The sequence below is a fragment of the Vandammella animalimorsus genome (genome assembly GCF_002285285.1).
GTDB classification, from domain to species: domain Bacteria; phylum Pseudomonadota; class Gammaproteobacteria; order Burkholderiales; family Burkholderiaceae_C; genus Lampropedia; species Lampropedia animalimorsus.
Genome location: NZ_NSJF01000001.1, coordinates 541,281 through 565,710 on the forward strand (window position 1 = coordinate 541,281; position 24,430 = coordinate 565,710).

Consider the following 24,430-nt stretch of genomic DNA (forward strand, 5'->3'; position numbering starts at 1 on the left):
GAGAGGGGGCTCTGAAGCCTGATGGAGGGTTTATGCGGCTTGTTTTTCAGAGGCTTTCTTCAGGGCCTTGACGGCCTTGAGCACTTCGTCTACGTGGCCGGGCACCTTCAGGCCGCGCCACTCCTGCGCCAGCGTGCCGTCCGGGGCCACCAAAAAGGTGCTGCGCTCGATGCCCTTGACCTTCTTGCCATACATGATTTTGTTTTTGACCACGCCGAACATATGGCACATCTTCTCTTCGGTGTCGGCAATCAGCTCGAAGGGCAACTCCAGCTTTTCCTTAAAGCCATCGTGCGACTTCATGTTGTCGCGCGAGACGCCAAACACCACAGCGCCGAGCTTGGTGAACTTGTCGTACTTGTCGCGGAACTGCATGGCCTCGGTCGTGCAGCCGGGCGTATTGTCCTTGGGGTAGAAGTAAAGAATCATGATCTGGCCATTGTGTGAGGTGTTGCTCACCGTCACACCACCAGTTGCGCTGGCTTCAAACTCAGGAAGAGGCTTATTGACAACGATCGCCATATGTATAAGTGTCTCTCAGTCTAGGGCTGGGAATTGCAGCGGAGCGGCTGCGCTGCCTTACAACGGTAAAACAGGGCAGGCCACACCAAGGCAAACCCAAGGTGTCGTTGAAACATGTCGAACCGTGCGCGAAATTGCAAAAAAAGCTTGACAACCCAAAAGCAGCCCGCAAAGATGCGCGTTCTGCAAAAAAATGCAACGGCGCATCTCGGCGTTTTTGACGATTTCGCTGCAGCAAGTCGCTGCCATGCAAGGTCAGGCGCATGCAGGCGGACAACAACCAGTGCAGGTGCAGCCAATGTGAGCAAGGCTGCGCAGTGTGTGTGCAAGGAGATTTGCCGCGCCGCAAGCCACGGGAGCTGAGGCTGTAGCGGGCCAAGGGGGCAAGGGATAAAAGGCGCCCGGTGGGGCAGGCCACGCGCCAAGGGATTTGAACCAAGCAAACCATTCAGAGGGTGGTTGTTGCCCAATCCCGTGACACCCTTGCAGTCAAATCTTCTTGTTGCTCTTTCTCTGGTTGCTGGTTTCGCTTGCATTTGCCGCACCCCGCATTTGCAGGCCCGGCGCAACCTGCAATTGTAGCGCATTCGCGATTGGCATCGCCGCGACATTGCGCCTGAGAAAGCCTAAGGCAACGCTGAACAAGTCTCTCGCACACGGCGCATCCCTGTCTGGGGCGGTCTGCTGCGTTGCAAAGCCTCGCAATAGCGGGGGCTATTGCTGCGGTTTGCGCCTTGCATCCCATCCCCACACAGGGGGCGCCGCACTGCGGGAACTTATTCAGCGTTGCCCTAAATCGACTCAGCGCCGCGTTCGAGAATCAATCCGGCGAGCACTCGGCGGCCTTCACCGACCAGGATATTGAAGGTGCGGCAGGCGGCCGCTGTGTCCATGACCTCCAGTCCCAACTGTTGCGTGATGAATGGGCGCAGCCATGCCGTGGCGGGAAAGCGGGTGCAGGCGCCGCTGCCCAGCAATACGACCTGGGCCTGGTGCTGACGGGCAGCATCGGCCAAGGCCTGCAGATGCGCTTGCTGTAAAGCGTCGAAGCGGGGGCAGTCCCAGGGCTGATGCCAGCCTTCGCCGCTGAGCAGCAGGCTGTGCTCTAGCCGCTCTTGGGGCAGCTGCAGCCAGCCGTCGCCGTAGGCGATGATGGAGCTGGCAAGGGGCAGATCGGCGTGGAGTTTCATGGCGGTGTTGGCTGCAGCGGCTGCCACAGGCCCATGGCAAGAGTGCGCAAAATCGGCCCGGGGGCCGGGCCATCTGTGTTCAAATTATAGGTTTTACGATTTTGCGCCGGCCTGCTTGGGGCTGCGCCAGGGCAGGGCGCCGTTGGTTGCGCGGCCTGCCGATGCCGGGTGCGGCGCCTGAATCACACTGTCATGAAACCCATTCACAAATCCGCCAAGCTGGCCAATGTGCTGTACGACATCCGGGGGCCGATCGTCGATGAGGCGCGGCGCATGGAGGACGAGGGCCAGAAGATCATCAAACTGAACATCGGCAATCTGGCGCCGTTTGGCTTCGATGCTCCGGAGGAGGTGCAGCAGGACATGATCCGCAACCTGCCGGCGTCGGCAGGCTATTCGGACAGCAAGGGCATTTTTGCCGCGCGCAAGGCCGTCATGCATGAGACCCAGCGCCAAGGCATTGCCGGCGTGACGCTTGACGATATTTACCTGGGCAATGGCGCCAGCGAGTTGATCGCCATGGCCACCAATGCCTTGCTCGACGATGGCGATGAGCTGTTGCTGCCCGCGCCGGATTACCCGCTGTGGACGGCGGTGACCAACCTCTCCGGTGGCACGCCGGTGCACTATCTGTGCGACGAGGCCAACAACTGGGAGCCCGATCTGGACGACATCCGCAGCAAGATCACGCCGCGCACCAAGGGCATCGTCGTCATCAACCCGAACAACCCCACGGGCGTCATCTATTCACTGCAGACCCTGCTGGGCATCGTGGAGATCGCGCGCGAGCACGGCCTGGTCATCCTCTCCGATGAGGTCTACGACAAGGTGCTCTACGACGGGCACACGCACACCGCGCTGGCCAGCCTCAGCAGCGACGTGCTGACGCTGACCTTCAACTCACTGTCCAAGAGCTATCGCTCCTGCGGCTATCGCGCAGGCTGGATGGTGGTTTCGGGCGACAAGGGTTGCGCGCGCGACTACATCGAGGGCCTGGACATGCTGGCCAACATGAAGCTGTGCTCCAACGTGCCTGGGCAATGGGCCATCCAGACGGCGCTGGGCGGCTACCAGAGCATCAATGAACTCACTGGCGAGGGCGGGCGCCTGAGGCGCCAGCGCGACCTGGCCTACGAGCTCATCAGCGCCATTCCGGGCGTCAGCTGCGTCAAGCCCCAGGCCACGCTGTACATGTTTCCCAAGCTGGATCTGCAGGTCTATCCGATCACAGACGACCGCCTGTTCTTTCTTGAGCTGCTCAAGGAAACGCGTGTCATGCTGGTGCAGGGCACGGGCTTCAACTGGCCGCACCCGGACCATTTCCGCATCGTCTTTCTGCCGCACGAGCCCGACTTGCGCGAGGCCATCGAACGCATCGCCCGCTTTCTGAAAACCGTGCGCGAGCGCAAGAACAGTAGGCTGCATGCGGGCCACCCTACAGCGGGCAAGGCATCTGCAACGTCATCCGCCTGATGGGCCACAGCGCCCACTGCCCGATTTCCTCTCTTTTCTCTCCATCTTTTTCACACATGACTCGCATCCGAGTAGGCCTGCTGGGCATCGGCACCGTTGGCGCCGGCACATTCACGGTTCTCAAACGCAATCAGGAAGAAATCAGCCGCCGCGCTGGTCGGGAGATCGCCATTACCGTGGTGGCCGATTTGGACACCCAACGCGCGCGCAGCATCGTCGGTGATGACGTGGAAGTCGTCAGCGATGCCGCCCAAGTCGTGGCGCGCGACGATGTGGATGTGGTGATCGAGCTCATCGGCGGCTACGGCATTGCCAAAACCCTGGTGCTGGCCGCCATCGAGGCGGGCAAGCACGTCGTTACCGCCAACAAGGCATTGCTGGCCGTGCATGGCGCGGAAATCTTCGCCGCTGCGGCTCGCAAGGGCGTGATCGTCGCCTACGAAGCCGCCGTGGCCGGTGGCATCCCCATCATCAAGGCGCTGCGCGAAGGCTTGGTGGCCAACCGCATCAACTGGGTGGCGGGCATCGTCAACGGCACGACCAACTTCATCCTCTCGGAAATGCGCGACAAGGGGCTGGACTTTGCCACCGTGCTCAAGGAGGCCCAGCGCCTGGGCTACGCCGAGGCCGATCCGACCTTCGACATCCAAGGCATCGATGCGGCCCACAAAACCACGCTGATGTGCGCCATCGCCTTCGGCGTGCCGGTGCAGTTCGACAAGGCCCACGTCGAAGGCATCACCAAGCTGGAGAAAACCGACATCCAGTACGCCGAGCAACTGGGCTACCGCATCAAGCTGCTGGGCGTGACCCGCCGCACGGACAAAGGCATCGAGCTGCGCGTACACCCGGCGTTGGTGCCCACGCGCCGCCTGCTGGCCAGCGTGGAAGGGGCGATGAACGCCGTCGTCGTCAATGGCGATGCCCTGGGCACCACGCTGTACTACGGCCAGGGCGCAGGCTCCGAGCCCACGGCCAGCGCGGTGATCGCCGATCTGGTGGACATTGCCCGCTTGTATGGAGCCGATCCCAGCCATTACACGCCAGTGCTGGGCTTTCAGTCCGCCAGCCTGGAGGCTGCGCAGGGCAGCCTGCCGGTGCTGCCGATCGAGGAAGTCATCACCAGCTACTACCTGCGCGCGCGCGTGCTCGACGAGCCGGGCGTGCTGGCGCGCATCACCACCATCCTCGCCGAGCATGGCATCAGCATCGACGCCATGCTGCAGCGTGAATCGGACGACTTGCTGGGTGAGGGCGCAGATCAGACGGACCTCATCATCCTCACGCATCGCACGCGCGAGGGCACGATGAATGAGGCACTGGAAAAAATCCAGGGCCTGCCCACGGTGTTGGGTTCGGTCGTGCGACTGCGCAAGGAAGAGTTGAACTAGTTCGAGATTCTTACCCGCCATTTCCTACATCACGCCCGGCTTGCCGGGCTTTTTTTGCAAGGCGGCCGCCTTGCCTGCGAGCCCTGCGGGGCCAGAGAAAAAACATACACATGCCAGCCTCACTGCCCCTGACGCCTTTGCCATTTGCCCGCCGCTCCCAGTGCGCCCCCAGGCCCGATACCGCTCGGGCGCTGGGTGCGCGCCTGCTTTGCTGGCTGCTGGCCTGCGGGGCTTTGCTGCCCGGTACCGTGCAAGCGGCCAGCCTGGATGGCGCAGCACTGGGTTTGTGGTGGGGTGTGCCGTTTGCCGGCGTATTGCTGTCCATCGCCATCCTGCCGCTGCTGGCGCCCAGGCTTTGGCACGGTCATTACGGCAAAATCACAGCGGCCTGGGCCTTGGCCTTTTTGCTGCCCTTTGCCGTGGTCCATGGCTGGCATGCTGCGCTGGCCAATGTGGTGCACGCGCTGCTGGCCGAGTACATCCCTTTCGTGCTGTTGCTGACGGCTTTGTTCACCGTCTCGGGCGGTATCTATCTGCGCGGTAACTTGCGCGGCACCCCGGCGCTCAATACCGCCATCCTGGCGCTGGGCACGCTACTGGCCAGCCTCATGGGCACCACGGGCGCTTCCATGCTGCTGATCCGCCCGCTGCTGCGCGCCAACGATGACCGCAAGCATCGGGTGCATGTGGTGGTGTTCTTCATCTTCCTGGTCTCCAACATCGGCGGCTCGCTCACGCCGCTGGGCGATCCCCCTTTGTTCCTGGGCTTTCTCAAGGGGGTGCCGTTCTTCTGGACCATGCAGCACATCTGGTCAGAGACGTTGTTCCTGGTGGTGGCGCTGTTGGTGATCTTTTATCTGCTCGACAGCTGGTTCTACCGCACCGAGGGCCGCTCGCGCTTTGACCCCACGCCCACCGACAGCGAGAGCCTGCGCATTGAAGGTGGCGCAAACTTCATCTGGCTGGCCGGCATTGTCGCGCTGGTGCTGATGAGCGGCATCTGGAAGCCGGGCATCACCTTCGACATCATGGGCACGGAGGTCGGCCTGCAAAGCCTGCTGCGCGATCTGGGCTTTGTCTGTATCACGCTGGCCTCGCTCAAGCTCACGGCGCGCCACATCCATGAGTCCAATCAATTCAATTGGGAACCGATGCTGGAGGTTGCCAAGCTCTTTGCCGGCATCTTCCTGACCATCATCCCGGTCATCGCCATGCTGCAGGCGGGCGTGCATGGCCCGTTTGCGCCCGTGGTCCGGGCCGTCACCGGCGCCGATGGCCAACCCATCCCGGCCATGTACTTCTGGGCCACCGGCGTGCTCAGCGGCTTTCTGGACAATGCGCCGACCTACCTGGTGTTCTTCAACTCCGCCGGAGGCGATGCCCAGACGCTCACGACCACGCTGGCGGCTACGCTGACGGGCATTTCGGCCGGGGCAGTGTTCATGGGCGCGCTGAGCTACATCGGCAACGCCCCGAACCTGATGGTCAAGGCCATTGCCGAGCACCGCGGCGTGCCCATGCCCAGCTTCTTCGGGTATGTGGCCTGGGCCGTGTGCATCCTCACGCCGCTGTTCATGCTGCAGACCTTGCTCTGGTATCTGTAAGAGCCTGTTCAAAGTCTTGGGCGCACACATGGCCCCTGCAAGCAAACCACGGGTGCTGGTGGCCACAGCCCACCTTCAACGAAGTGCTGCAGCAACTGCGCGCGCATTTCGAGGCGCACGCGCCTGGCCATGGCCCAGCTGGCTGCCGACAGCCTGATTGCCTTCTTCGAAACCGGCCGCGCCTTGACGCCGGTGACGCGCTGAGTGCCGGCCCTTGGCCTTGGCGCGTGGGCCAGCAAAAAGCCCGCGCCGCCATGGCTGGCGTGCGCGGGCTGCTCATCATGGCCCGAGTCTGTGGCCAAAGAGTGGCCACAGGCTTGGGCTCAGACCCTCAAGTCTTTCAGAAGCGGCGCAGGCGGCCCAGCCCCAGGGCGGCCGTGGCCAGGCTCAACAGCCACAGCATCCAATGGCCCAGGGTGGGCACGGGCGTGGCATTGCCGGGCACTGGCGCTGGGCCGGCGCTCACCGTGAAGCGGATCGCAGCCTGCACGCACTGGGCAGGCGTACTGCGATCGCACAATTGGTATTGAAGCGTGTAGCTGCCTGCAGGCACCGATGCGGCCATGCGCACTTCGCCCGTGTTCGCATCCAGCGTGATGCCCGCAGGCCAAGTGCCCACCATGGAGACCGTGGCATTGCCGCCAGTGCCCAGCGTGGCGGGCTGGCCATTGATGGTGTCGTTTTGGACGATGTTGTTGACCACGATGGCGTCCGTGCCAGCGGGCAGGGCCTGCGGGCGGATGTCGTCCGCAGCGGCCACAGGCGTTGCCGAGACCGTCAGCGTGATCGTGCTGTCGGTGCAATTGGGCGTGGGCATTGCGCGGTCGCACAGCTTGTAGTTCAGCGTGTGCACGCCAGCCGACGTGGCCACCGTGGTGCTGACGACGCCCGTGTTCGGGTCAAGCGTGACGCCAGCGGGCCAGGCGCCGACCGTGGCCACGGTGGCATTGCCGCCGGCGCCCAGCGTGGCCGGCTGGCCGTTGACGAAGTCATTGGCGGCGATGTTGGGCACGGCATCGGGCTTGGCGGTGCCGGCGGTGGCGCTGCCGCTGTCGGGCGTTGGCGCGATGCTGGTATTGACCGTCAGCGTGATCGTGCTGTCCTGGCAATTGGGTGTGGGTGTGGCGCGGTCGCACAGCTTGTAGTCCAGCGTGTGCACGCCCGCTGGCGTGGCCGCCGTGGTGCTGACGACGCCGGTGTCCGGATCGAGCGTGACGCCAGCGGGCCAGGCGCCGACCGTGGCCACGGTGGCATTGCCGCTGGCGCCCAGCGTGGCGGGCTGGCCGTTGACGAGGTCATTGGTGGCGATGTTGGGCACGGCATCGGGCTTGGCGGTGCCAGCGGTGGCGCTGCCGCTGTCGGGTTGCGGCGCGATGTCCGGGTCGATGCGCACCTTGATGGTGGCGGTGTCGCACAACGGGTCAGGTTTTGTGCCAGCGTTGCAGATCTTGTAGGTCAGTGTGTGGGTGCCAACGGCGGTAGTGCCGGCCACGGCGAGTGTGCCATCGGCGTTCAGGCTGATGCCGGGCACGGTGGCGGTCAGCTCCGCGCTGGCCACGTTGGCCTGCGTGGCCTGGGAGCGGTTGACGCTGTCGTTGGTGAATACCGGCCCGATGGTGGCGGTCGCGCCTGCCGGAATGGGGGTGCTGGTGTAGTCGTCATCGACGGCGTCGATGTAGGTGGCCGGATCGCTGGGGTCGAACAGGGCGCTGGGCGGAATGTCTTCGATTGCGCCGCCCGGGGTGACCCATTGCACGTTCAGGTTTGCGTCCGAGCCCCAGTTGTTCCAGACCACGCGCAGGTTGTACAGCCCTTCTTGCAGTGCGGCGGAATTGGGCGCGTCGTAGCCGCCCTGGGGCGTGCCGATAGTGGCGCCGATGGCCAGTTTCTGGCTGTAATCCAGCACGCGGTAGTGCACGCCGCCGTCGCGGTTGGCGTCGATCAGCGCGCCGTCGTTGCCCTGCTGCACGCGCAGCTTGTAGCCCGCTGCGGGCAAGTGCACGGCCACGTACATCACCGCGCCTTCGATGCCGTTCTTGCAGGCGGCCTCGCCGGCCTGGGGCCAGGTGCCGCCGGCGCGGTTGTATTCGCACAGCACATTGGCCCCACTGGGGATGTTCAGCGAGGGCAGGGTCTTGGTCAGCGCGGTGCCGGCCACGGGCGCCGGGGCGCCGGTAACGCCGGAATCGACCGCATTGCCGCCCGGTGGCGTGGCATGGGCCAGCAGCCGCTGCAGGGCGGCCAGACGCGCTTCGGGCGTGCCTGCGGATGGGTTGGCCGAATTCAGGCGCGGGATGTTGTCGTAATAGGGCTCCAGCGCCTTGCCGGGCAGCCAGCGCGGGAAGTTGACGTTGTTGCTGGCCGGCGGCTGCATGGGGCCTTCATGGCCCCAGCCGCGGTAGGAATCGACCTGCACGGGGGCGGCCAGCGCCCAGGGGCTGGTTGCCAGCAAGCTCAGCAGCAGCGCCGCAGGGCGGGCTGGCCGGTGGATGGGACGTGGGTGGCGCATGGGAGTCTCCTGTTGGTGCGAAAAAGTCATGGGCTGGTCTGTCCGCGCACGATTGTCGAGCCTGCGCGGGGCTGTGTGGCACACATTTTGAGCGAACTGTTGCTGTGTGGCATGGATGGCAGCGTTTTCTGGCTTGGGGCGGGCATGTCAGCGCACCAGCAGATTGCCCATCATGCCGAGGTCTTCGTGTTCGAGGATGTGGCAGTGGAACATGCGCAGGCCCGGCTCGGTGATGCGCATGCGGATGCGGGCGCTTTCGCCGGCGCGCAGGTTGAGCATGTCGCGCCAGGCCAGGAAGGGCTCGGGCGTGACCTGGCCCTGGTATTCGCGCTCGATGACCTGGAAGTGCCCGCCGTGGATGTGGAAGGGATGGTCCATGCCCATGGCCGAGGCGTTGACCAGGGTCCATTCCTCGACGGCGCCGAGCTGGCCTTCGATGTCCACGCGCTGCAGGTCGTAGGCCTGGCCGTTGACGAGAAACAGCATGTCCTTGGGGCGCTCGTAGGGGTTGGATGGCGGCGCAGCCTGCAAATCCACATAGTCAGAGAAGGCCACCATGTGCTGTGCCGTGGGGTTTTGCAGCGCGGTGATGGGGCGCAACACGTCGGGAATATCCAGCGCAGGGTGCTGGGGTGAGAGCAGCATGTCGATGTCGGCCAGCAGGCGCCGTTGCGACGGCCCGGACAGGCGACCCATGGCGCCACGGTCATAAGGCTCGGCAATCAGCTGCGCGCGCTGCTGGCCTGGCTGGGCGCTGACGATGATCTCGGCGCGCTCGGCCGGCGCCAGCAGCAGCTCCTGCAGGTTGTGCCTTGGCGCGCCCAGCAGCCCGCCGTCGGTGCCCACCTGGGTGAAGGGCACGCCATCCAGACTCAGGCGCAGGTAGCGCGCGCTGCAGGCGTTCCAGATGCGCCAGCGCTGAGTGCCGGCCAGGGTGATGAGCGGCAATTGCCGGCCATTGATGAGGATGAACTGGCCCTCGCGGCCGTTCATCCAGTCCTCGCGGTCGTTGGGCAGGATCTGGCCGTCTTGGCCAAGCTTGAGGTCCGAGATGAACAGCTCCTGCTCGGGGATGTGGCGCAATGGGTCGTTGCGGTCGCGCACGATCAGCGCGCCAGCCAGGCCGCGGTAAACCTGCTCGGCCGTGAGCATGTGCGGGTGTGGGTGGTACCAGTGCGTGCCGGCGCTGCCCGGTGGCAGCGTGAACTGGTAGCGGCGGTGCCCGCCAGCGGGGATGAAGTCCTGTGGCGCGCCGTCCTGGTCGGCGGGGATGGCCAGCCCATGCCAGTGGATGGTTGAGGGCTGAGGCAGGCGGTTGAAGAAGTCGATCTCGACGCGGTCGCCTTCATAGACCTCCACCAGTGGTCCGGGCGTGCTCAGGTTGTAGCAGTAAGCGGCTGTGCGCCCGCGCTTGGCCAGCTGCAACTGCGCTGGCATGGCCACGATGCGGCCGCGAAACAGCCCCGGGCGGCGCGAGCGGTTGGGCAGGCGTGGCAGGCTCTGGTGCGCGCGGTGCCGGTGCAGGGCCGAGAGGGGTGCCAGCTCGCTGGAGCCCGTATAGACCAGCTCGGCGTGCGAATCCATGGCTGCGCGCAGGCCCAGTGGGGCCAGTGCGGCGCTGGCGCCCAGGCCGAGCACGAGGCGGCGGCGCTGCTGCTGCAAATGTGACAAGGGCATGTGAGGAATCGGTGGAAAAGGGCGGATGTCCTGTGCGGCTCAGTGTCGAGAGCTGCCAGCTCGCGAATCGCATCGGATTGTGCGCCATCTTGGCGACGGCCCCGCTGGCAGTTGCCGGCGCGCAGGCCAGAAGCCCCCACTACAATAGGCCGCTTTGGCCGCAGGGCCACCGATTTGCCGATATTTGCCTGCCCTGTCTGCCTTCTCTCACGGCCTTGACCACCATGCGTGTCGCACCCAAAACAGAACAAGCAAAGCGTGCGCCGATGGGCTTGCGCCCGCCGTGGGCATGGCAGCCGCTGAGGCCCGAGCGGGGCTGCAGCGCCTGGGCCTGGCGCAGTGCGCCGGGCCTGCTCACCGTTTTCTTACTTCTGGAGTCTTCCCATGTCTGAACGCTTTGCAGCGACCGCCCTGGTCGTACCGTTTGAAAACCTGAGGATGAGCGACGTCGAGGTCGTCGGCGGCAAGAATGCCTCGCTGGGCGAGATGATCTCGCAGCTGCCGCAAGGGGTGCGTGTGCCCACCGGCTTTGCCACCACGGCCCATGCCTTCCGCGAATTTCTCAAGCACGATGGTCTGTCGGACAAGATCAGCCAGCGTCTGGCGGCGCTGGATGTGGATGATGTGCGCGCCCTGGCCGAGGCCGGCGCGCAAATCCGCGCCATGGTCCAGGCCCAGCCCTTCCCGCCCGAGCTGGAAAAAGCCATCCGCGAGGCCTTTGCCACGCTCAGCGAAGGCAATGCGCAAGCGTCGTTTGCCGTGCGCTCCTCGGCCACGGCCGAGGACTTGCCCGATGCCTCCTTCGCCGGTCAGCAGGAAACTTTCCTGAACGTGGTGGGCATCGAGGCCGTGCTGGAAAAGACCAAGGAGGTCTTCGCCAGCCTCTACAACGACCGCGCCATCAGCTACCGTGTGCACAAGGGCTTTGCCCATGACGTGGTGGCCCTCTCGGCTGGCGTGCAGCGCATGGTGCGCTCGGACACTGGCGCCGCTGGCGTGATGTTCACCATCGACACTGAATCGGGCTTCGAGGACGTGGTCTTCATCACCGCCAGCTACGGCCTGGGCGAGACCGTGGTGCAAGGCGCCGTGAATCCGGACGAGTTCTACGTGCACAAGCCTGCACTGCGCGCAGGCAAGCAGGCCGTGATCCGCCGCAACCTGGGCTCCAAGCTGATCCAGATGGTGTTTGCCACGCCCGAGGAAAAAGCTGCCAGCGGCAAGTTGGTGCAAACCGTGGACGTGCCGCCCGAGCAGCGCAACCGCTACGCCCTCAGCGACGAGGAGGTGATGGAGCTGGCGCGCTACGCCCTGGTGATCGAGCAGCACTATGGCCGCCCGATGGACATCGAATGGGGCAAGGACGGCGGCGACGGCCGGCTCTACATCCTGCAGGCCCGCCCGGAGACCGTCAAAAGCCAGCAAAAGGGCAAGACCGAGCAGCGCTACAAGCTGGTGGGCACCGGCCAGGTGCTCAGCGAAGGCCGGGCCATTGGCCAGAAGATCGGCACCGGCCCGGTGCGCCTGGTCAGTGACGTGGCCGAGATGGAGAAAGTCCAGCCCGGCGATGTGCTCGTCACCGACATGACCGACCCCAACTGGGAACCTGTGATGAAGCGCGCCAGCGCCATCGTCACCAACCGCGGCGGGCGCACCTGCCATGCCGCCATCATTGCGCGTGAGCTGGGCATCCCGGCGGTGGTCGGCTGCGGCGATGCCACGGCCAGGCTCAAGGACGGCGCGCTGGTTACCGTCAGCTGCGCCGAGGGTGACACCGGCAAGATCTACGACGGCCTGCTGGAGACGGAAGTCACCGAGGTGCAGCGCGGCGAAATGCCCGCCATCGGCACCAAGATCATGATGAACGTGGGCAACCCGCAATTGGCCTTTGACTTTGCTCAGCTGCCCAATGATGGCGTGGGCCTGGCGCGGTTGGAGTTCATCATCAACAACAACATTGGCGTACACCCCAAGGCCATTCTGGACTATCCCAACGTCGATGCCGACCTGAAAAAAGCCGTGGAAAGCGTGGCGCGCGGTCACGCCAGCCCGCGCGCCTTCTATGTGGACAAGGTCGCCGAAGGCGTGGCCACCATCGCTGCGGCCTTCTGGCCCAAGCCCGTCATCGTGCGCCTGTCGGACTTCAAGAGCAACGAATACCGCAAGCTCATCGGCGGCAGCCGCTACGAGCCCGAAGAGGAAAACCCCATGCTGGGCTTCCGTGGCGCGACGCGCTACATCAGCGAGGACTTTGGCGCCGCCTTCGAGATGGAATGCCTGGCCCTCAAGCGCGTGCGCGAGGACATGGGCCTGACCAATGTGGAAATCATGGTGCCCTTCGTGCGCACGCTGGGCCAGGCCGCCGCTGTCGAGCAACTGCTGGCCAAGAACGGCCTCAAGCGCGGCGAGCATGGCCTGCGCCTGATCATGATGTGCGAGGTGCCCAGCAACGCCATCCTGGCCGAGCAGTTCCTGCAGCACTTCGATGGCTTCTCCATCGGCTCCAACGATTTGACCCAGCTGACGCTGGGCCTGGACCGCGACTCCGGCCTGGAGCTGCTGGCCGCCGACTTCGACGAGCGCGACCCGGCGCTGCAATTCATGCTGGCCCGCGCCATCAAGGCTTGCCGCGATCAGGGCAAGTACGTGGGCATTTGCGGCCAGGGCCCCAGCGACCACCCGGACTTTGCGCAATGGCTGGCCGACCAGGGCATCTCCTCGATCTCGCTGAACCCCGACAGCGTGGTCAGCACCTGGAACCAACTGGCCAAGAAAGCCGGCTGACGCACAGCGCCTGTTCAACGATCTCGGTGCGACAAAGATTCTGAACAGGCGCTCAAAGAGCAGCCATGAAAAAGCGGCCCATACGGGCCGCTTGCTTTTTTGTCTGCCGCCCTTGCTGGCGGCTTGCCGTGGCCCGCAGGATGCGCGGCCACGGCAAGGCTTTTACACCTTTTCCACCCGCACTGGCAGGCCCTGGCGTACGACGGCGCCGGAGACCCAATCGATCCAGACGTTGTCGTGCGCCGGGCGGGTCGGGTCGGTAAAGCCCAGGCGGTTGAGGTTCACGCCCCGGCCATGCTGCGGGTTGTGCGCCGTGGGCTTGCCATCCACCAGGTGCGCCACTGTGCCCAGTTGGGTGTGGCCGTAGCCGTACTCGATGGCGATGGCGCCTTTGGCGATGCCGCCGCGCACCAGCGCCACGCCTTGCAGCGAGCCGCCGGGGGTGGTGACGCGGATGTGGTCGCCATTGGCAATGCCCAGGGCCTGCGCATCCTCGCGGTTGATGGAGATGGGGTTGTGCGGGTGCACCTGGCGCAGGCGCGAGGCGGCGATCGACATGGAGCTCATCAGATTGGATTTGTAGGAGCTCATGGTCAGCGGCCAGTCCTTTTCCGGGTAATGCTCGCGCATGGCGCTGCCGTCGGCAAAGCGGGTGGGGTACCAGGTGGGGCAGCCGCTGTAGCGCTCGCCGGTCATGGAGTGGCGCATCTTGGCCAGCGGCTCGTGCCAGATTTGCACGGGCTTGAGGTAGGCGGCCTTGATGTTGTCGCCCTTCCAGGCTGCGTCGATGCTGTCAAAGCGCCCGCCACGGCTCATGACCATGGCCACGCGGCGCACTTCCTCGGGCGCCAGGCTTTGCTCCAGAGTGGGCATCCAGCGCGTCAGGCCGGTGATGGCGATGTCGTCGTCGCTGGCCTCGGGCACGGGCTTGCCGGCCTGGTAGGCGATGTTGCCCATGCCGCGCAGGAAGAACTGCTCGGGCGTGTCCAGATCCAGCGGCTGACCGTCCTTGGTGGACATGCCGTTTTTGCCAAAACCGGGCAGGCCAAGCTTTTTCGCCACGGCGAAGAGGAAGGTTTCGCAGTTGATGGGGCGGCCTTCAGCGGTTTTGGCGGTGGCCGGCTCGACCACGGGCCAGCGCACGGTGGAGGTTTTGGCGATCACGTCGGCCCAGGGCGCGCCGATGCCCCAGCTTTCGTAGGTGACGGTGTCGGGCACGATGTAGTCGGCCAGCGCAGTGGTTTCGTTGATGAAGGGGTCGATGGAGATGAACAGCGGCAGTTTTTTGGTGTCTTTGACGCCTTCGACCAGGGCCTGCTCGAAGCCGCAGATCGAGTACACCGGGTTGCTCATGTGGTTGATCCAGGCCTTGATGCCGTAGGGGTAGCCCATCAGGCCGGCGGCCAGCATTTCGCTGCTCATGGGGCCGGGCGCGGGATACCAGGGGGCCTTGGCCGGATAGGGGTTTTCGCCCGCTTCTTTCTTGCGCTTGAATTCGCTGGTTTTCTCGTACGGAAAGCGCGTGCGCGAGAGGGTTACGCCCTTGGCGGCGACCATGCCGTCGAACTTGGCGAAGTTGTAGCGCGGGCCGGGGCCGAAGGGGCCAAACGGGCCTGCATCGAGCACCCAGCCGCCTTTGACGTTGAGGTTGCCGATCAGGTTGTTGAGCATGGCAATGGCGTAGGCGGTGTAAAAGCCCGCGCCGCTCATGGTGCCGCCGTGGGAGTTGGCGACAGCGCGCTTGCCGTGGCTGGTGAATTCGCGTGCCAGGTCTTCGATCTCCTTGACGGGCACGCCGCACAGGTCGGAATACTCCTGCAAGGTTTTGAGCCGGGCCTGCTCGCGCAGTTTGAACAGCGAGCTGCACACGGCCACTGGCACGGGCGGCAGGGGCGCGGCGGCGGCTTGTGGTGTTGCGGCAGGTGCGGCAACCTGCCCCTCGGCGGCAGGGGCTGGCGCAGGAGTAGGCGGCAGGATTTCCACCATGCGCTCGACGAACAGCTCGGCAGCTTGGGCCACGGTGTGCGGCACCAGCGTGCCATCGGCCAGTTGCACGACGTACACGTCCTCAGCCGGGGTTTTCTCATCCTTGGGCGCGGGCATGGGCCAGCCCATGTCGGCGCCGCGCAGGAACTGGCCGTAGCGCGGGTGCTTGGGGTCGTTGATGAGCAAGTGCGTGGCATTGCTCCACGAGGCCTCGCCCGCCGCAGTCATGGCCGCAGGGCCGGGCTGGGCGAGGAATTTCGCGTCGTAGCGCTCGTTGTCGATGATCCAGCGGATCAGGCCCATGGCAAAGGCCAGATCGGTGGCGGGCTTGATGGGCAGCCAGCGGTTGTTGTCGCCTGCGGCGTGGCTGGAGGAGGTTGGCAGCAATGGCGAGACGACCACGTACTGGTAGGTCTTCTCATCGCGTGAGCGCGCCTCGGCCAGCTCGCGGCCCATGCGCTGGAAGGGGTTGCCTGCCTGCGCGGGCGCGGTGCCCAGAAACAGGCCAAAGCGTGAGTTCTTCCAATCGGGCTTGCCGTGCTTCATGGCCGGGATGTCGCCCAGCGCCGCGGCCGTGCCCACGCGGTAGGACTGGCCGCAGTAAGCGCCGTGGTTGGCCAGGTTGTTGGTGCCAAAGGATTGTTTGGCAAAGCGGTTGATGAGCGGGCGGCGGCCTTCATTGGAGGCGTCGGTGAACAACAACTGGTTGGCCTTGGGGCCGTATTCGGGGTTGTCGGGGTCGATGGGCGTTTGCACATCGCGGATGGCGCGCAGGCCTTCCACGTGGCCTTCGCCGAACAGGTCGCCGCCTTCGCAGACTTCTTCAATCAGTTGCTCAAAGGAGATGGTCTGCCACTGGCCCGAGCCGCGCGGCCCCACGCGCTTGAGCGGCGCGAGCACGCGGTGCGGGGCGGTTTGGTGCTCGAACATGGCCGAGCCGCGCGCGCAGGAGGTGGCGCGCCCCTCCAGGCCGTTGTCGCCGCCCAGCATGGCGTACACCTCGCGCACGGGCGTTTCCATCGGCGCGTGGTGGGTGGTGGCCAGCGGGTGGTAGGGGTTGCCGGCCACGCGCAGGATTTTGTTGTTCTGCGTATCCACGCGCACGCGAATGCCGCACTGCGTCCAGCAGCCCAGACAGCTCGAAGGGCTGACGACCTGGCCGGGCTGGGTGTCCAGCAGGCCGGTGGCGGGGTTGATGCGGAACTCTGGTTGCAGCGAGTTGCCGCGCGTGGCATTGGCCGTGGGCACGCCCGAGGTGCCGGTCAAAAGGCCCTTGGCGCCCTTCATCAGGGTTTCGCCATAGCCTGCGGCAAAGGCTGCCGCGCCGCCTGCGACCAGGCCGCCGCGCAGCAGATTGCGGCGGCTGGCATCGGGGGAAGAGGTTTTTTTCTTGTCAGTCATGGGGAAATCCTTTGGCGATGCAGCCAGATCAGGCTGCTTGGCTCACGATTTTTTGAGGGCGGCTGCTGCGGCATTGCCGCCCGAATGGGTCCGGCAATAAGGCTCAGGCTGCTTGCAAGCCGGTGGCGGGCGGGCGTTGCGGCCAAAGATCCAGCGCCCACAGCACCAGCGTGAGCACCGCGACACACAGGCCGAACACTCCGATGATGCCCATCAGCCCTTCGCCACCCAGCGGCATGTGGTAGACGTACAGCCCGGCGCCGTACTTGGGCACACCCTGCACGCCCATGAACAAGGCCCAGCGAAAGCCCCAGGCAGCGGCGCACACGGCCGTGCCCAGCACCGCGATCATGGCCGGCGAGTGCAGCCAAAGGGCAGGGCGCAGCCAGAACACCATCACCAATGCACCGAAGATCACCGACAGCCACAGGCTGATGCGCCAGATCGGGAAGTTGGCATACAGCTCCTTGGCGGCCAGGAACGACGGGGTTTGCAGCCAGTGCCCGCCAATGGCCCAGGCGCAGGCCACGGCCAGCAGCGCCAGGCTCAGGCCAAGCCCCAGCTTGCCCAGCCAGGCCCGCACGGCCACGTCGCGCCCGGCCTGCATCCACAGCGTCAGTCCCAGCGCGCAGCCCACGGCTGCCAGCCAGGCTGTCAGCGTCAGGTTCAGCGGCACCCAGGGGTTGCTCCACAGCGGGCGGGCGCGGACGATGGCAATCTCGGCGCCGGTATAGACCGCAATCGTGATGGACGAGAACACCAGCGCCAGCGCCAGCCAGCGCATCCAGCGGTGCCATCCCAGCCACCAGGTCAGGCATACGCCCAGCGAGAGCGTCACGAACACCGGCAGCAGCAGAGCGCCCAGCGACATCCAAGACCAAGGGGTGAAGTGGGCATAGAAATGCCAGAAGCGCGCCGGCTGGTGCAAGTCCGCCAGCAAGGCCACTGGCGCGCTGATGGCGGTGACGGCCAGCAGCACGATGGCCAGTGGCAGGGCCTTGGCCGCCGGATGCTGGGCCGGGGCCCAGGCGCCCCAGGCGGCCAGCATGGCCGCGCCTGTGGCCATGCCGATGAGGAAGAAGTACTGCACGGCCCAGGGCAGCCATGCGGCTTCGTAATACGGTGTCAAAAGCTCAATGATCTCCATGATGGAAGTCCTTCGGGATGGATCGAATCTGCGTTGGATTGCGGCGCGGCGCTCAATGCTCGGCAATCAGGCGCACGCTGGCTTGCCCATCGACGCCATTGACGAACTCATCGGGCAGGCCGATGTAGAACACGCGGGGGGCGGTATTCATGCCGGGCTTGAGGACTTTGATCTCCTCCTTGGACTCGGCCATGCGGCGGTTGATCTCGCTGTTCGGATCCATCAAATCGCCAATCACGCGCGCGCCGCCCACACAGCTCTCCACACAGGCGGGCAGCAGGCCCACCTCCAGCCGGTGCTCGCAGAACGTGCACTTGTCGGCCGTTTGCGTCTCGTGGTTGATGAAACGCGCGTCGTAGGGGCAGGCCTGCACGCAATAGCCGCAGCCCACGCAGCGGGTGTTGTCCACCAGCACCACGCCGTCCTCGCGTTGGAAGGTCGCCTGCACGGGGCAGACCGGCACGCAGGGCGGGTTGTCGCAGTGGTTGCACAGGCGCGGCAGGCTCACCATCGCGGGGGCCGTGCCATCGTTGCGGTCGATCTCGTACTGCAACACCGTGGTGCGGAACTGCCCAATGGGCGGCTGGTTCTCCGCCGAGCAGCTGACCGTGCAGGCCTGACAGCCGATGCACTTGCGCATGTCGATCAGCATGCCAAAGCGCTTGCCTTCCATGCCGGGGCGGCGCGGCGGCTGGTCGTTGATGCCAGCGCGCGCGGGCAGGATGGGGATCACCGTGGCCGTGGCGCTCAGGCCCAGCAGGCCCTTGAGAAAGCCGCGCTTGCCACGGCTGGGCTTGGCGCCCGAAGCGCAGGGAGAGGAGGGCTGGTTCATGGCCGCACCTCCAGAGAACGGGCAAGGGCTGGGTAGGAAATTGAAATTTTGGTCATCGTGGCACCTACTGCAAATCTCATGACTTGCCAGAGTAAGTGGCTATTGACCATTTTTCAATTGGGGGCTTTGGCCAGTGCCCTAGATGAAATTACCTATTGCCTTGTCTGTGGCAAGTGTTTGTAGGCGCGGCGCACGCTGCCAGGGCCAGCGCGGGGGGCAAAGTGCATAACACGCTCTAAAGGCCTTTGCGTCGCAGTAGAGCGGTGCCAGTTGGAGATGGCTGCAAGGTGCGCCCATTGCTTTGCATGTCGCAAAACGGGGCGCGAACAAACTTTGGGTGTGAGCAGGCCCTAATCCAGCGCCTGCGCATCGGCGGCGAGCATGAGCCTGGTCAGCTCGGCGGCGTTGGCGACTTCGGTTTTCTCCAGCACATGCTGGCGGTGCACGTGCACGGTTTTTTCGCTGATGTCCAGCAGGCGGGCCACGGTTTTGTTGGGGTGGCCTTGCGCGACCAGGCGCGCCACTTCGTGCTCGCGCGGCGAGAGCCGTTGCAGCCGCGCGCGGGCGCCGGCCTGGCGCTGGTTGTGCTGCTGCAGTTCGCGCGTACGCTGTACGGCCTGGTCCACGGCATCGAGCAAGGCCTGGTCTTTGAAGGGCTTTTCCAGGAAGTCGCAGGCGCCTGCCTTCATGGCCTGCACGGCCAGCTCGACATCGCCGTGGCCGGTCATGAAGACGATGGCCGCGTGCCAGCCGCGGCTGCGCAGGTGCTGTTGCAGCACCAGGCCGCTCATGATGGGCATGCGGATGTCCAGCAGCAGGCAGCCCAGGTCGGCGGGCGGCTGCGCGTGCGCGTCCAGAAAGGCCTGGGCGCTGTCGTATTGCACGACCGTCCAGCCCACGGAATCGAGCAAAAAGGCCACGGAGCGGCGAAAGGCGGCGTCGTCGTCCACCAGGTAGATGGAAAGGTCTTGGGCTGTGTTCATGGGGCGGGCAGGCTGAGGGAAAACACCATGCCGGGGCCATCGGCGGGGCGCTGGCCTTGCAGCTGTCCGCCATGGGCCTCGGCAATGCTTTTGCAGATCGACAGGCCCAGGCCCAGGCCTTCGTCCTTGGTGGTGTAGAAGGGCTCGAACAGGCGCTGCAGTTGCGCATCGGACATGCCGATGCCGTAGTCGCGCACATGGATCCAGGCCCAGCCCTCGGTCTGTTCGAGCTCGATGCGAATGTGTTGCTCGCCTGCGGGCACGGTTTGCATGGCGTCCTGCGCGTTTTTGAAGAAGTTGAGCAGGATTTGCTGGATTTGCAGCGGGTCGGCCTGCACCCGCAGCTGTGGGGGCAGGCGGTCGAGCACCTGAATGTAGGGGGCGTTGCGCTGCATGCCCTGAAACAGGGCGATGGCGTCCTGCACCAGCGCGGGCACGGCGCAGGGCTCGCGCACGTTGGTGCGCTTGCGCACGAAGCCTTTGATGCGCTTGAGGATTTCGGCAGCGGCGTGCGCTTGCGTGACGATGCTGGAGGAGGCCTCGCGCACGGCGTCGTCGGTCAGGCGGCCGTTGTCCAGGCGGCGCAGCAGGCTTTGGGCGTAGTTGCTCACACCGGCCAGCGGTTGGCTGAGCTCGTGGGCCAAGGTGGTGGAGAGCTCGCCCAGCACCGACAGGCGCGAGAGGTGCTCGGCCTGTTCCTGGTTGGAGCGCATGCGCATCTCGAAGGTCTCGCGCTCGTGCAGGGCGCGCTCCAGCGCGGCCGTGCGGCTGCGCACCAGGTAATTCACGCGCAGCGTGTAAGCGGCCCAGCACAGCAAGGCCAGCAAGGCAAAAGGCCAATACTGCTGCGCGATGCGCTGCAAATGGCTGCTTTGCAGATATTGGTAAGAGCCCAATTGCAGCTGACGGAACACGTCGTGGATGGGCTGGTAGTCGGCCGGGGCCGTCCAGCCGATGCCATGCTCGGCGGGCTCCATCTGCAGCAGGGCAATGGCCATGGCGCGCGCCAGCTCCGCAGGGGTGCTGCGCAGCCCGGCCATGGGCCAGTTGGGGTATAGGCGCGATGAGACCGAGCAGCCCAGCGCAGGCACGAACTGGCCCGAGAGCACTTTGTAGCGCTGACGCCAGTCGGGCAGGGTCTCCAGCAGGCATGCGCGCACCACGCCAGCGTCGGCGCGTCCCTCGTCGATGGCGCGCAGCACCTGAGGCATGGGATAGCCCACGAACAGCAGCCGGGCCAGGTCGCGCCGTGGGTCGATGTGCAAATCGTCAAGTTCGCGCCAAAGGATCTGGTAGCCGCCAAAGCCTTCAGAGGAAATGGCCGCCAGCGTCTTGCCGCGCAGGTCTTCCAGCGTCTGCAGGTCGCTGCGGTCGTGCCGAGCCACCACCGTGGCTGCAACCGCCAGACTGGAGGTGGGTGAGCGGCCATGCTCCAGCGTGGCAATGCGGCGCAGGCCAAAGGCAGTCTCCAGCTCCACATACTGGCCCGGATTGGTCAGTACGAAATCGACGTTGCCTTGTGCCACGGCTTGGCGCAAGGTCTCAAGCCCTAGGTATTGCAGCACCACTTGGTGCTGCGGCAGGGCCGTTCGCAAGTAGTCTGCCAGGGGCTGCCATTCCTGGGCTGCTGCTGCCTCACCCAGATAAGCCAGGATGCCGATGTGAACGATGGAGTCGCCCGCAGGCGCATCGGGCGATGAGGCCGTGGCCTTGGGCGCTGCCGGATGTGCACTGATCTCATTCGGATACCCAGCTGCAGCTTGCGCTGCACAGAGCAGCATGGACAAACCCACCAGTAGACAGCTTGCGGCTAACCAAGTCCGCCAGCGCGAGCAGGGCAGGGCGCTTGCCTGGGCTGCACTGCGTGGCAGAGTACGGTCCGAAGTCACAAGGTTCTGGGCAGGCATGGTGGGCAGTGGGCGATGATACGCAACAAAACCAACGCCAAGCCGCAGCCTTGGCTACAGCGGGAAACTCGCAGACTCTTATATAAGACATAAGAATTGAGCGATGGGTATAAACCCGGGTAGAATGCCGGGTTGCGCTGGCTTGCGACTGCTGTTTGGTGTGGCCTTTGTGGCCTGTCGTGCTGACAGTGGTGCAACGCGCCGTTTTCCTTCAAACCTAGTGGAGTTTTCGTATGAGCAAAAAAGCCGCACGCGTCGCGGTGACTGGCGCTGCCGGTCAGATTGGTTATGCCCTGTTGTTTCGCATCGCCTCGGGCGAGATGTTGGGCAAGGATCAACCCGTGATCCTGCAATTGCTGGAAATTCCCGACGAAAAAGCCCAGAAAGCGCTGCAAGGCGTGATCATGGAGCTGCAAGACTGCGCCTTCCCGCTGCTCGAAGGCATTGTGGCCACAGGCGATCCTGAAGTGGCCTTCAAGGATGCCGACTACGCCCTGCTGGTGGGTGCCCGTCCGCGCGGCCCCGGCATGGAGCGCGCCGACCTGCTGGCCGCCAACGCCCAGATCTTCACCGCCCAGGGCAAGGCCCTGAACAAAGTGGCCAGCCGCGACGTGAAAGTGCTGGTGGTGGGCAACCCGGCCAACACCAACGCCTACATCGCCATGAAGAGCGCGCCTGACCTGCCGCGCGAGAACTTCACCGCCATGCTGCGCCTGGACCACAACCGCGCCGCCAGCCAGATCGCCGAGAAAACCGGCGGCAAAGTCGGCGAGATCGAAAAGCTCACCGTCTGGGGCAACCACTCGCCCACCATGTACGCCGATTACCGCTTTGCCACCATCGGCGGCAAGTCCGTCAAGGACACCATCAACGATCAGGAATGGAACGCCAACGTGTTCCTGCCCACCGTAGGCAAGCGCGGCGCTGCCATTATTGAGGCGCGTGGCCTGTCCTCGGCTGCATCGGCCGCCAACGCCGCCATCGACCATATGCGCGACTGGGCGCTGGGCTCCAAGGGCCAGTGGGTCACCATGGGCGTGCCTTCCAACGGCGAATACGGCATTCCCAAGGACGTGATCTTCGGCTTCCCCGTGACCACCGAGAACGGCAAGTACAAGATTGTCGAAGGCCTGGAAATCGACGCCTTCAGCCAGGAGCGCCTGGACAAGACGCTGGCCGAGCTGCAGGGCGAGCAGGACGGCGTCAAGCACCTGCTGTAAATTGGCACAAGCGCTTGCACCTGCATTCTCGCGGGTGCGGCGCTTTTGTCTTGCCCTCTTGCAACGCCTTCCTTTGTCCATCGCACTATGTCTGCCGCTTCTTCCCACCCCCGTAACGTCCTGCTCGGAGCCCAGGCATCGGCCTGGTTGCTGCCAGTGTGTGACCACTACAGCGGTGTGGAGGCGCGCATGCGCAAAAGCCTGCAGCTGCAGGCCGAGATGGCCCAGGAGTTTGGCGCCTGCGTGTTCGACGTCACGTTGGACTGCGAGGACGGCGCGCCCGTGGGCGGCGAGCGCGAGCATGCGGACTTGGTGGTGGAGCTGCTGCGGGGTGTGGCCCCCGGCATGCGGGTTGCAGCGCGCGTGCATGCGGTGGATCACCCCAGCTTTGCTGAGGATGTGGCCTGCATTGTTGGCCAGGCGCATCAGCGCATGTGCCATTTGATGGTACCCAAGGTCGAGAGCCTGCAGGACGTGCAGCGCGCAGTGGCCCATGTCGATGCCGCAGGCGGCGTTGCCTTGCCGCTGCATGTGTTGATCGAGTCGCCACTGGCAGTGCACAACGCGTTCGAGATTGCTGCGCACCCGCGCGTGCAGTCGCTCAGCTTTGGGTTGATGGATTTTGTTTCGGCCCATGGCGGGGCCATTGGCGCCGATGCCATGGGCGTGAGCGGGCAGTTTCGCCACCCGATGGTGCTGTGCGCTAAGCTGGACATGGCCGCCGCCTGCCACGCACACGGCAAGACGCCGTCGCACTGCGTCGTGACCGAGTTTTCCGATACAAAGGCCATGGCTGCCGCAGCACGCCAGGCCAGCCGCGAGCTGAGCTACACGCGTATGTGGAGTATTCACCCGGCGCAGATCCGCCCAATCTTGCAGGCCTTTGCGCCCGATGCCGCCGAGATCGAGGCCGCATGCCAGATCATCGAGGCAGCCCAGGCGGCGCAGTGGGCGCCGATCAGCCACCAAGGTGTGTTGCACGATCGAGCCAGCTACCGCTACTACTGGCAGGTGTTGGAGCGTGCCTGGCGCACCGGCCAGTCTTTGCCGCATACGGTGCGTGCCTGGTTGGCGGCCTGATGCGTGTGCAGGGACATTGGTCTTGTTTTTCCGTAGTTGGTGCCGAATACGTTCCAATACGGCCCATGGCGTGGCGCTCGTGAACTCTGCTGGCAGATGGCACGGTAATAGCTCAGCCCTTTCTTCAACTCATCCCAACGATTGAACCACCATGCGAGTGTTATCGAAACTCCCCGTACTGGCCTTGGCCGCATACGCCTTGGCGGGCTGTGACACGGGAACGCTGCCGTTTTTGAGCAAGGCCAATGGTGCCGCCATGCCTGCAGTCCAGACGGGCGGCCAGCAAGATCAAGCCATCGCCGACCCGCCAGCGCCTGCGCCAGGGCAGTTTGGCAAGGCCCCCGCAGCGCAGGCTGCACAGGCGCAACAGCCCGCGCCGCTGACCGGGATCGACTACGTCATCAGCAAGGTCAAGCGCGGTGATTTCCTTTGTGCAGGCGCTGTGACGATCAACGTCAGTGACGCCGCAGACAACCCGCGTGAGTTCGTCATCAAGAGCAAAAGCTTTGAGTTCCGCATGGTGCCCGTAGTCACCGCCAGCGGTGCCGTGCGCTTGGAAAATGAAGCCAAAGGAGTGATCTGGCTGCAAGTGGCTAACCGCGCCATGCTGATGAATCAGAAAAAAGGCCAGCGCATGGCTGCAGAGTGCTTGGCCAAGACCTGATGCCCAGCACTTGAACAGGCATTGCCCAAGCACAACCTAAAACGAAACCGATCAATAGCC

Annotated in this window: 16 protein-coding genes; 7 read left to right on the forward strand and 9 right to left on the reverse strand. The window is 64.8% G+C overall.

Annotation, left to right across the window (positions count from 1 at the left end; genetic code table 11):
* Nucleotides 1-30: 30 nt before the first annotated feature.
* Nucleotides 31-522 carry a peroxiredoxin gene (locus tag CK620_RS02330; protein ID WP_095541336.1) on the reverse strand — a complete coding sequence of 164 codons (492 nt, stop codon included), beginning with the start codon at nt 520-522 and terminating at the stop codon, nt 31-33.
* Nucleotides 523-1,313: 791 nt separating this feature from the next.
* The gene (locus CK620_RS02335) at nt 1,314-1,712 is read right to left on the reverse strand and encodes an Mth938-like domain-containing protein (protein WP_095549116.1); all 399 of its coding nucleotides are present in this window, start codon (nt 1,710-1,712) and stop codon (nt 1,314-1,316) included.
* 192 nt (nt 1,713-1,904) lie between these two features.
* On the opposite strand from CK620_RS02335, the gene CK620_RS02340 reads away from it, so the two are divergent.
* The 3 genes from CK620_RS02340 (at nt 1,905) to CK620_RS02350 (ending at nt 6,180) form a co-directional block, all read left to right on the forward strand.
* Entirely contained in the window at nt 1,905-3,185 is a 1,281-nt protein-coding gene (locus CK620_RS02340) for a pyridoxal phosphate-dependent aminotransferase (RefSeq protein ID WP_095541338.1), read from the forward strand.
* A gap of 56 nt (nt 3,186-3,241) precedes the next feature.
* A complete protein-coding gene (locus tag CK620_RS02345; RefSeq protein WP_095541339.1) occupies nt 3,242-4,576 on the forward strand; it encodes a homoserine dehydrogenase in 1,335 nt (444 codons plus the stop codon).
* A gap of 110 nt (nt 4,577-4,686) precedes the next feature.
* Complete coding sequence (locus tag CK620_RS02350; protein ID WP_095548915.1) at nt 4,687-6,180, forward strand: sodium:proton antiporter; 1,494 nt, start codon at nt 4,687-4,689, stop codon at nt 6,178-6,180.
* Between the two features lie 340 nt (nt 6,181-6,520).
* On the opposite strand, the gene CK620_RS02355 is transcribed toward CK620_RS02350, so the two are convergent.
* Both CK620_RS02355 and CK620_RS02360 read right to left on the reverse strand, forming a co-directional pair.
* Nucleotides 6,521-8,689 (reverse strand): IPTL-CTERM sorting domain-containing protein, encoded by a 2,169-nt coding sequence (locus CK620_RS02355; RefSeq protein ID WP_143325877.1) that lies wholly within the window; start codon nt 8,687-8,689, stop codon nt 6,521-6,523.
* Nucleotides 8,690-8,836: 147 nt separating this feature from the next.
* On the reverse strand, nt 8,837-10,366 hold the full coding sequence (locus CK620_RS02360) for a multicopper oxidase family protein (protein ID WP_095548917.1): 1,530 nt from the start codon (nt 10,364-10,366) through the stop codon (nt 8,837-8,839).
* 384 nt (nt 10,367-10,750) lie between these two features.
* Between CK620_RS02360 and ppsA the strand changes: the two genes are divergently transcribed.
* The gene (ppsA, locus tag CK620_RS02365; protein ID WP_095548918.1) at nt 10,751-13,150 is read left to right on the forward strand and encodes a phosphoenolpyruvate synthase; all 2,400 of its coding nucleotides are present in this window, start codon (nt 10,751-10,753) and stop codon (nt 13,148-13,150) included.
* A gap of 162 nt (nt 13,151-13,312) precedes the next feature.
* Here the strand turns inward: ppsA and CK620_RS02370 are convergent, their stop codons facing one another.
* The 5 genes from CK620_RS02370 to CK620_RS02390 form a co-directional block, all read right to left on the reverse strand.
* Nucleotides 13,313-16,537, reverse strand: coding sequence for a tetrathionate reductase subunit A (locus tag CK620_RS02370; protein WP_095548919.1), 3,225 nt, complete (start codon nt 16,535-16,537; stop codon nt 13,313-13,315).
* A 103-nt stretch (nt 16,538-16,640) separates the two neighbouring features.
* Nucleotides 16,641-17,684, reverse strand: coding sequence for an NrfD/PsrC family molybdoenzyme membrane anchor subunit (gene nrfD / locus CK620_RS02375; RefSeq protein ID WP_095548920.1), 1,044 nt, complete (start codon nt 17,682-17,684; stop codon nt 16,641-16,643).
* Nucleotides 17,685-17,736: 52 nt separating this feature from the next.
* Nucleotides 17,737-18,516: a sulfate reduction electron transfer complex DsrMKJOP subunit DsrO gene (dsrO, locus tag CK620_RS02380; protein ID WP_095541346.1), complete on the reverse strand. Its 780-nt coding sequence runs from the start codon at nt 18,514-18,516 to the stop codon at nt 17,737-17,739.
* A 350-nt stretch (nt 18,517-18,866) separates the two neighbouring features.
* Nucleotides 18,867-19,499, reverse strand: a complete 633-nt coding sequence (locus CK620_RS02385; RefSeq protein WP_095541347.1) for a response regulator transcription factor — start codon at nt 19,497-19,499, stop codon at nt 18,867-18,869.
* Complete coding sequence (locus CK620_RS02390) at nt 19,496-21,280, reverse strand: sensor histidine kinase (protein ID WP_095548921.1); 1,785 nt, start codon at nt 21,278-21,280, stop codon at nt 19,496-19,498. The genes CK620_RS02385 and CK620_RS02390 overlap by 4 nt, the downstream gene beginning before the upstream one ends.
* A 359-nt stretch (nt 21,281-21,639) precedes the next feature.
* Between CK620_RS02390 and CK620_RS02395 the strand changes: the two genes are divergently transcribed.
* The 3 genes from CK620_RS02395 (at nt 21,640) to CK620_RS02405 (ending at nt 24,370) form a co-directional block, all read left to right on the forward strand.
* A complete protein-coding gene (locus CK620_RS02395; RefSeq protein ID WP_095548922.1) occupies nt 21,640-22,626 on the forward strand; it encodes a malate dehydrogenase in 987 nt (328 codons plus the stop codon).
* Nucleotides 22,627-22,713: 87 nt separating this feature from the next.
* Nucleotides 22,714-23,706: an HpcH/HpaI aldolase/citrate lyase family protein gene (locus CK620_RS02400; protein WP_095548923.1), complete on the forward strand. Its 993-nt coding sequence runs from the start codon at nt 22,714-22,716 to the stop codon at nt 23,704-23,706.
* 151 nt (nt 23,707-23,857) lie between these two features.
* Nucleotides 23,858-24,370 carry a hypothetical protein gene (locus CK620_RS02405; protein ID WP_124856519.1) on the forward strand — a complete coding sequence of 171 codons (513 nt, stop codon included), beginning with the start codon at nt 23,858-23,860 and terminating at the stop codon, nt 24,368-24,370.
* Nucleotides 24,371-24,430 lie beyond the last annotated feature (60 nt).

Excerpts from the sequence above, each read along its gene's own strand:
- CK620_RS02330 (WP_095541336.1), bottom strand. The coding sequence starts at position 522 with ATGGCGATCGTTGTCAATAAGCCTCTTCCTGAGTTTGAAGCCAGCGCA.
- CK620_RS02335 (WP_095549116.1), bottom strand. The coding sequence starts at position 1,712 with ATGAAACTCCACGCCGATCTGCCCCTTGCCAGCTCCATCATCGCCTAC.
- CK620_RS02340 (WP_095541338.1), top strand. The coding sequence starts at position 1,905 with ATGAAACCCATTCACAAATCCGCCAAGCTGGCCAATGTGCTGTACGAC.
- CK620_RS02345 (WP_095541339.1), top strand. The coding sequence starts at position 3,242 with ATGACTCGCATCCGAGTAGGCCTGCTGGGCATCGGCACCGTTGGCGCC.
- CK620_RS02350 (WP_095548915.1), top strand. The coding sequence starts at position 4,687 with ATGCCAGCCTCACTGCCCCTGACGCCTTTGCCATTTGCCCGCCGCTCC.
- CK620_RS02355 (WP_143325877.1), bottom strand. The coding sequence starts at position 8,689 with ATGCGCCACCCACGTCCCATCCACCGGCCAGCCCGCCCTGCGGCGCTG.
- CK620_RS02360 (WP_095548917.1), bottom strand. The coding sequence starts at position 10,366 with ATGCCCTTGTCACATTTGCAGCAGCAGCGCCGCCGCCTCGTGCTCGGC.
- ppsA (WP_095548918.1), top strand. The coding sequence starts at position 10,751 with ATGTCTGAACGCTTTGCAGCGACCGCCCTGGTCGTACCGTTTGAAAAC.
- CK620_RS02370 (WP_095548919.1), bottom strand. The coding sequence starts at position 16,537 with ATGACTGACAAGAAAAAAACCTCTTCCCCCGATGCCAGCCGCCGCAAT.
- nrfD (WP_095548920.1), bottom strand. The coding sequence starts at position 17,684 with ATGGAGATCATTGAGCTTTTGACACCGTATTACGAAGCCGCATGGCTG.
- dsrO (WP_095541346.1), bottom strand. The coding sequence starts at position 18,516 with ATGAACCAGCCCTCCTCTCCCTGCGCTTCGGGCGCCAAGCCCAGCCGT.
- CK620_RS02385 (WP_095541347.1), bottom strand. The coding sequence starts at position 19,499 with ATGAACACAGCCCAAGACCTTTCCATCTACCTGGTGGACGACGACGCC.
- CK620_RS02390 (WP_095548921.1), bottom strand. The coding sequence starts at position 21,280 with ATGCTGCTCTGTGCAGCGCAAGCTGCAGCTGGGTATCCGAATGAGATC.
- CK620_RS02395 (WP_095548922.1), top strand. The coding sequence starts at position 21,640 with ATGAGCAAAAAAGCCGCACGCGTCGCGGTGACTGGCGCTGCCGGTCAG.
- CK620_RS02400 (WP_095548923.1), top strand. The coding sequence starts at position 22,714 with ATGTCTGCCGCTTCTTCCCACCCCCGTAACGTCCTGCTCGGAGCCCAG.
- CK620_RS02405 (WP_124856519.1), top strand. The coding sequence starts at position 23,858 with ATGCGAGTGTTATCGAAACTCCCCGTACTGGCCTTGGCCGCATACGCC.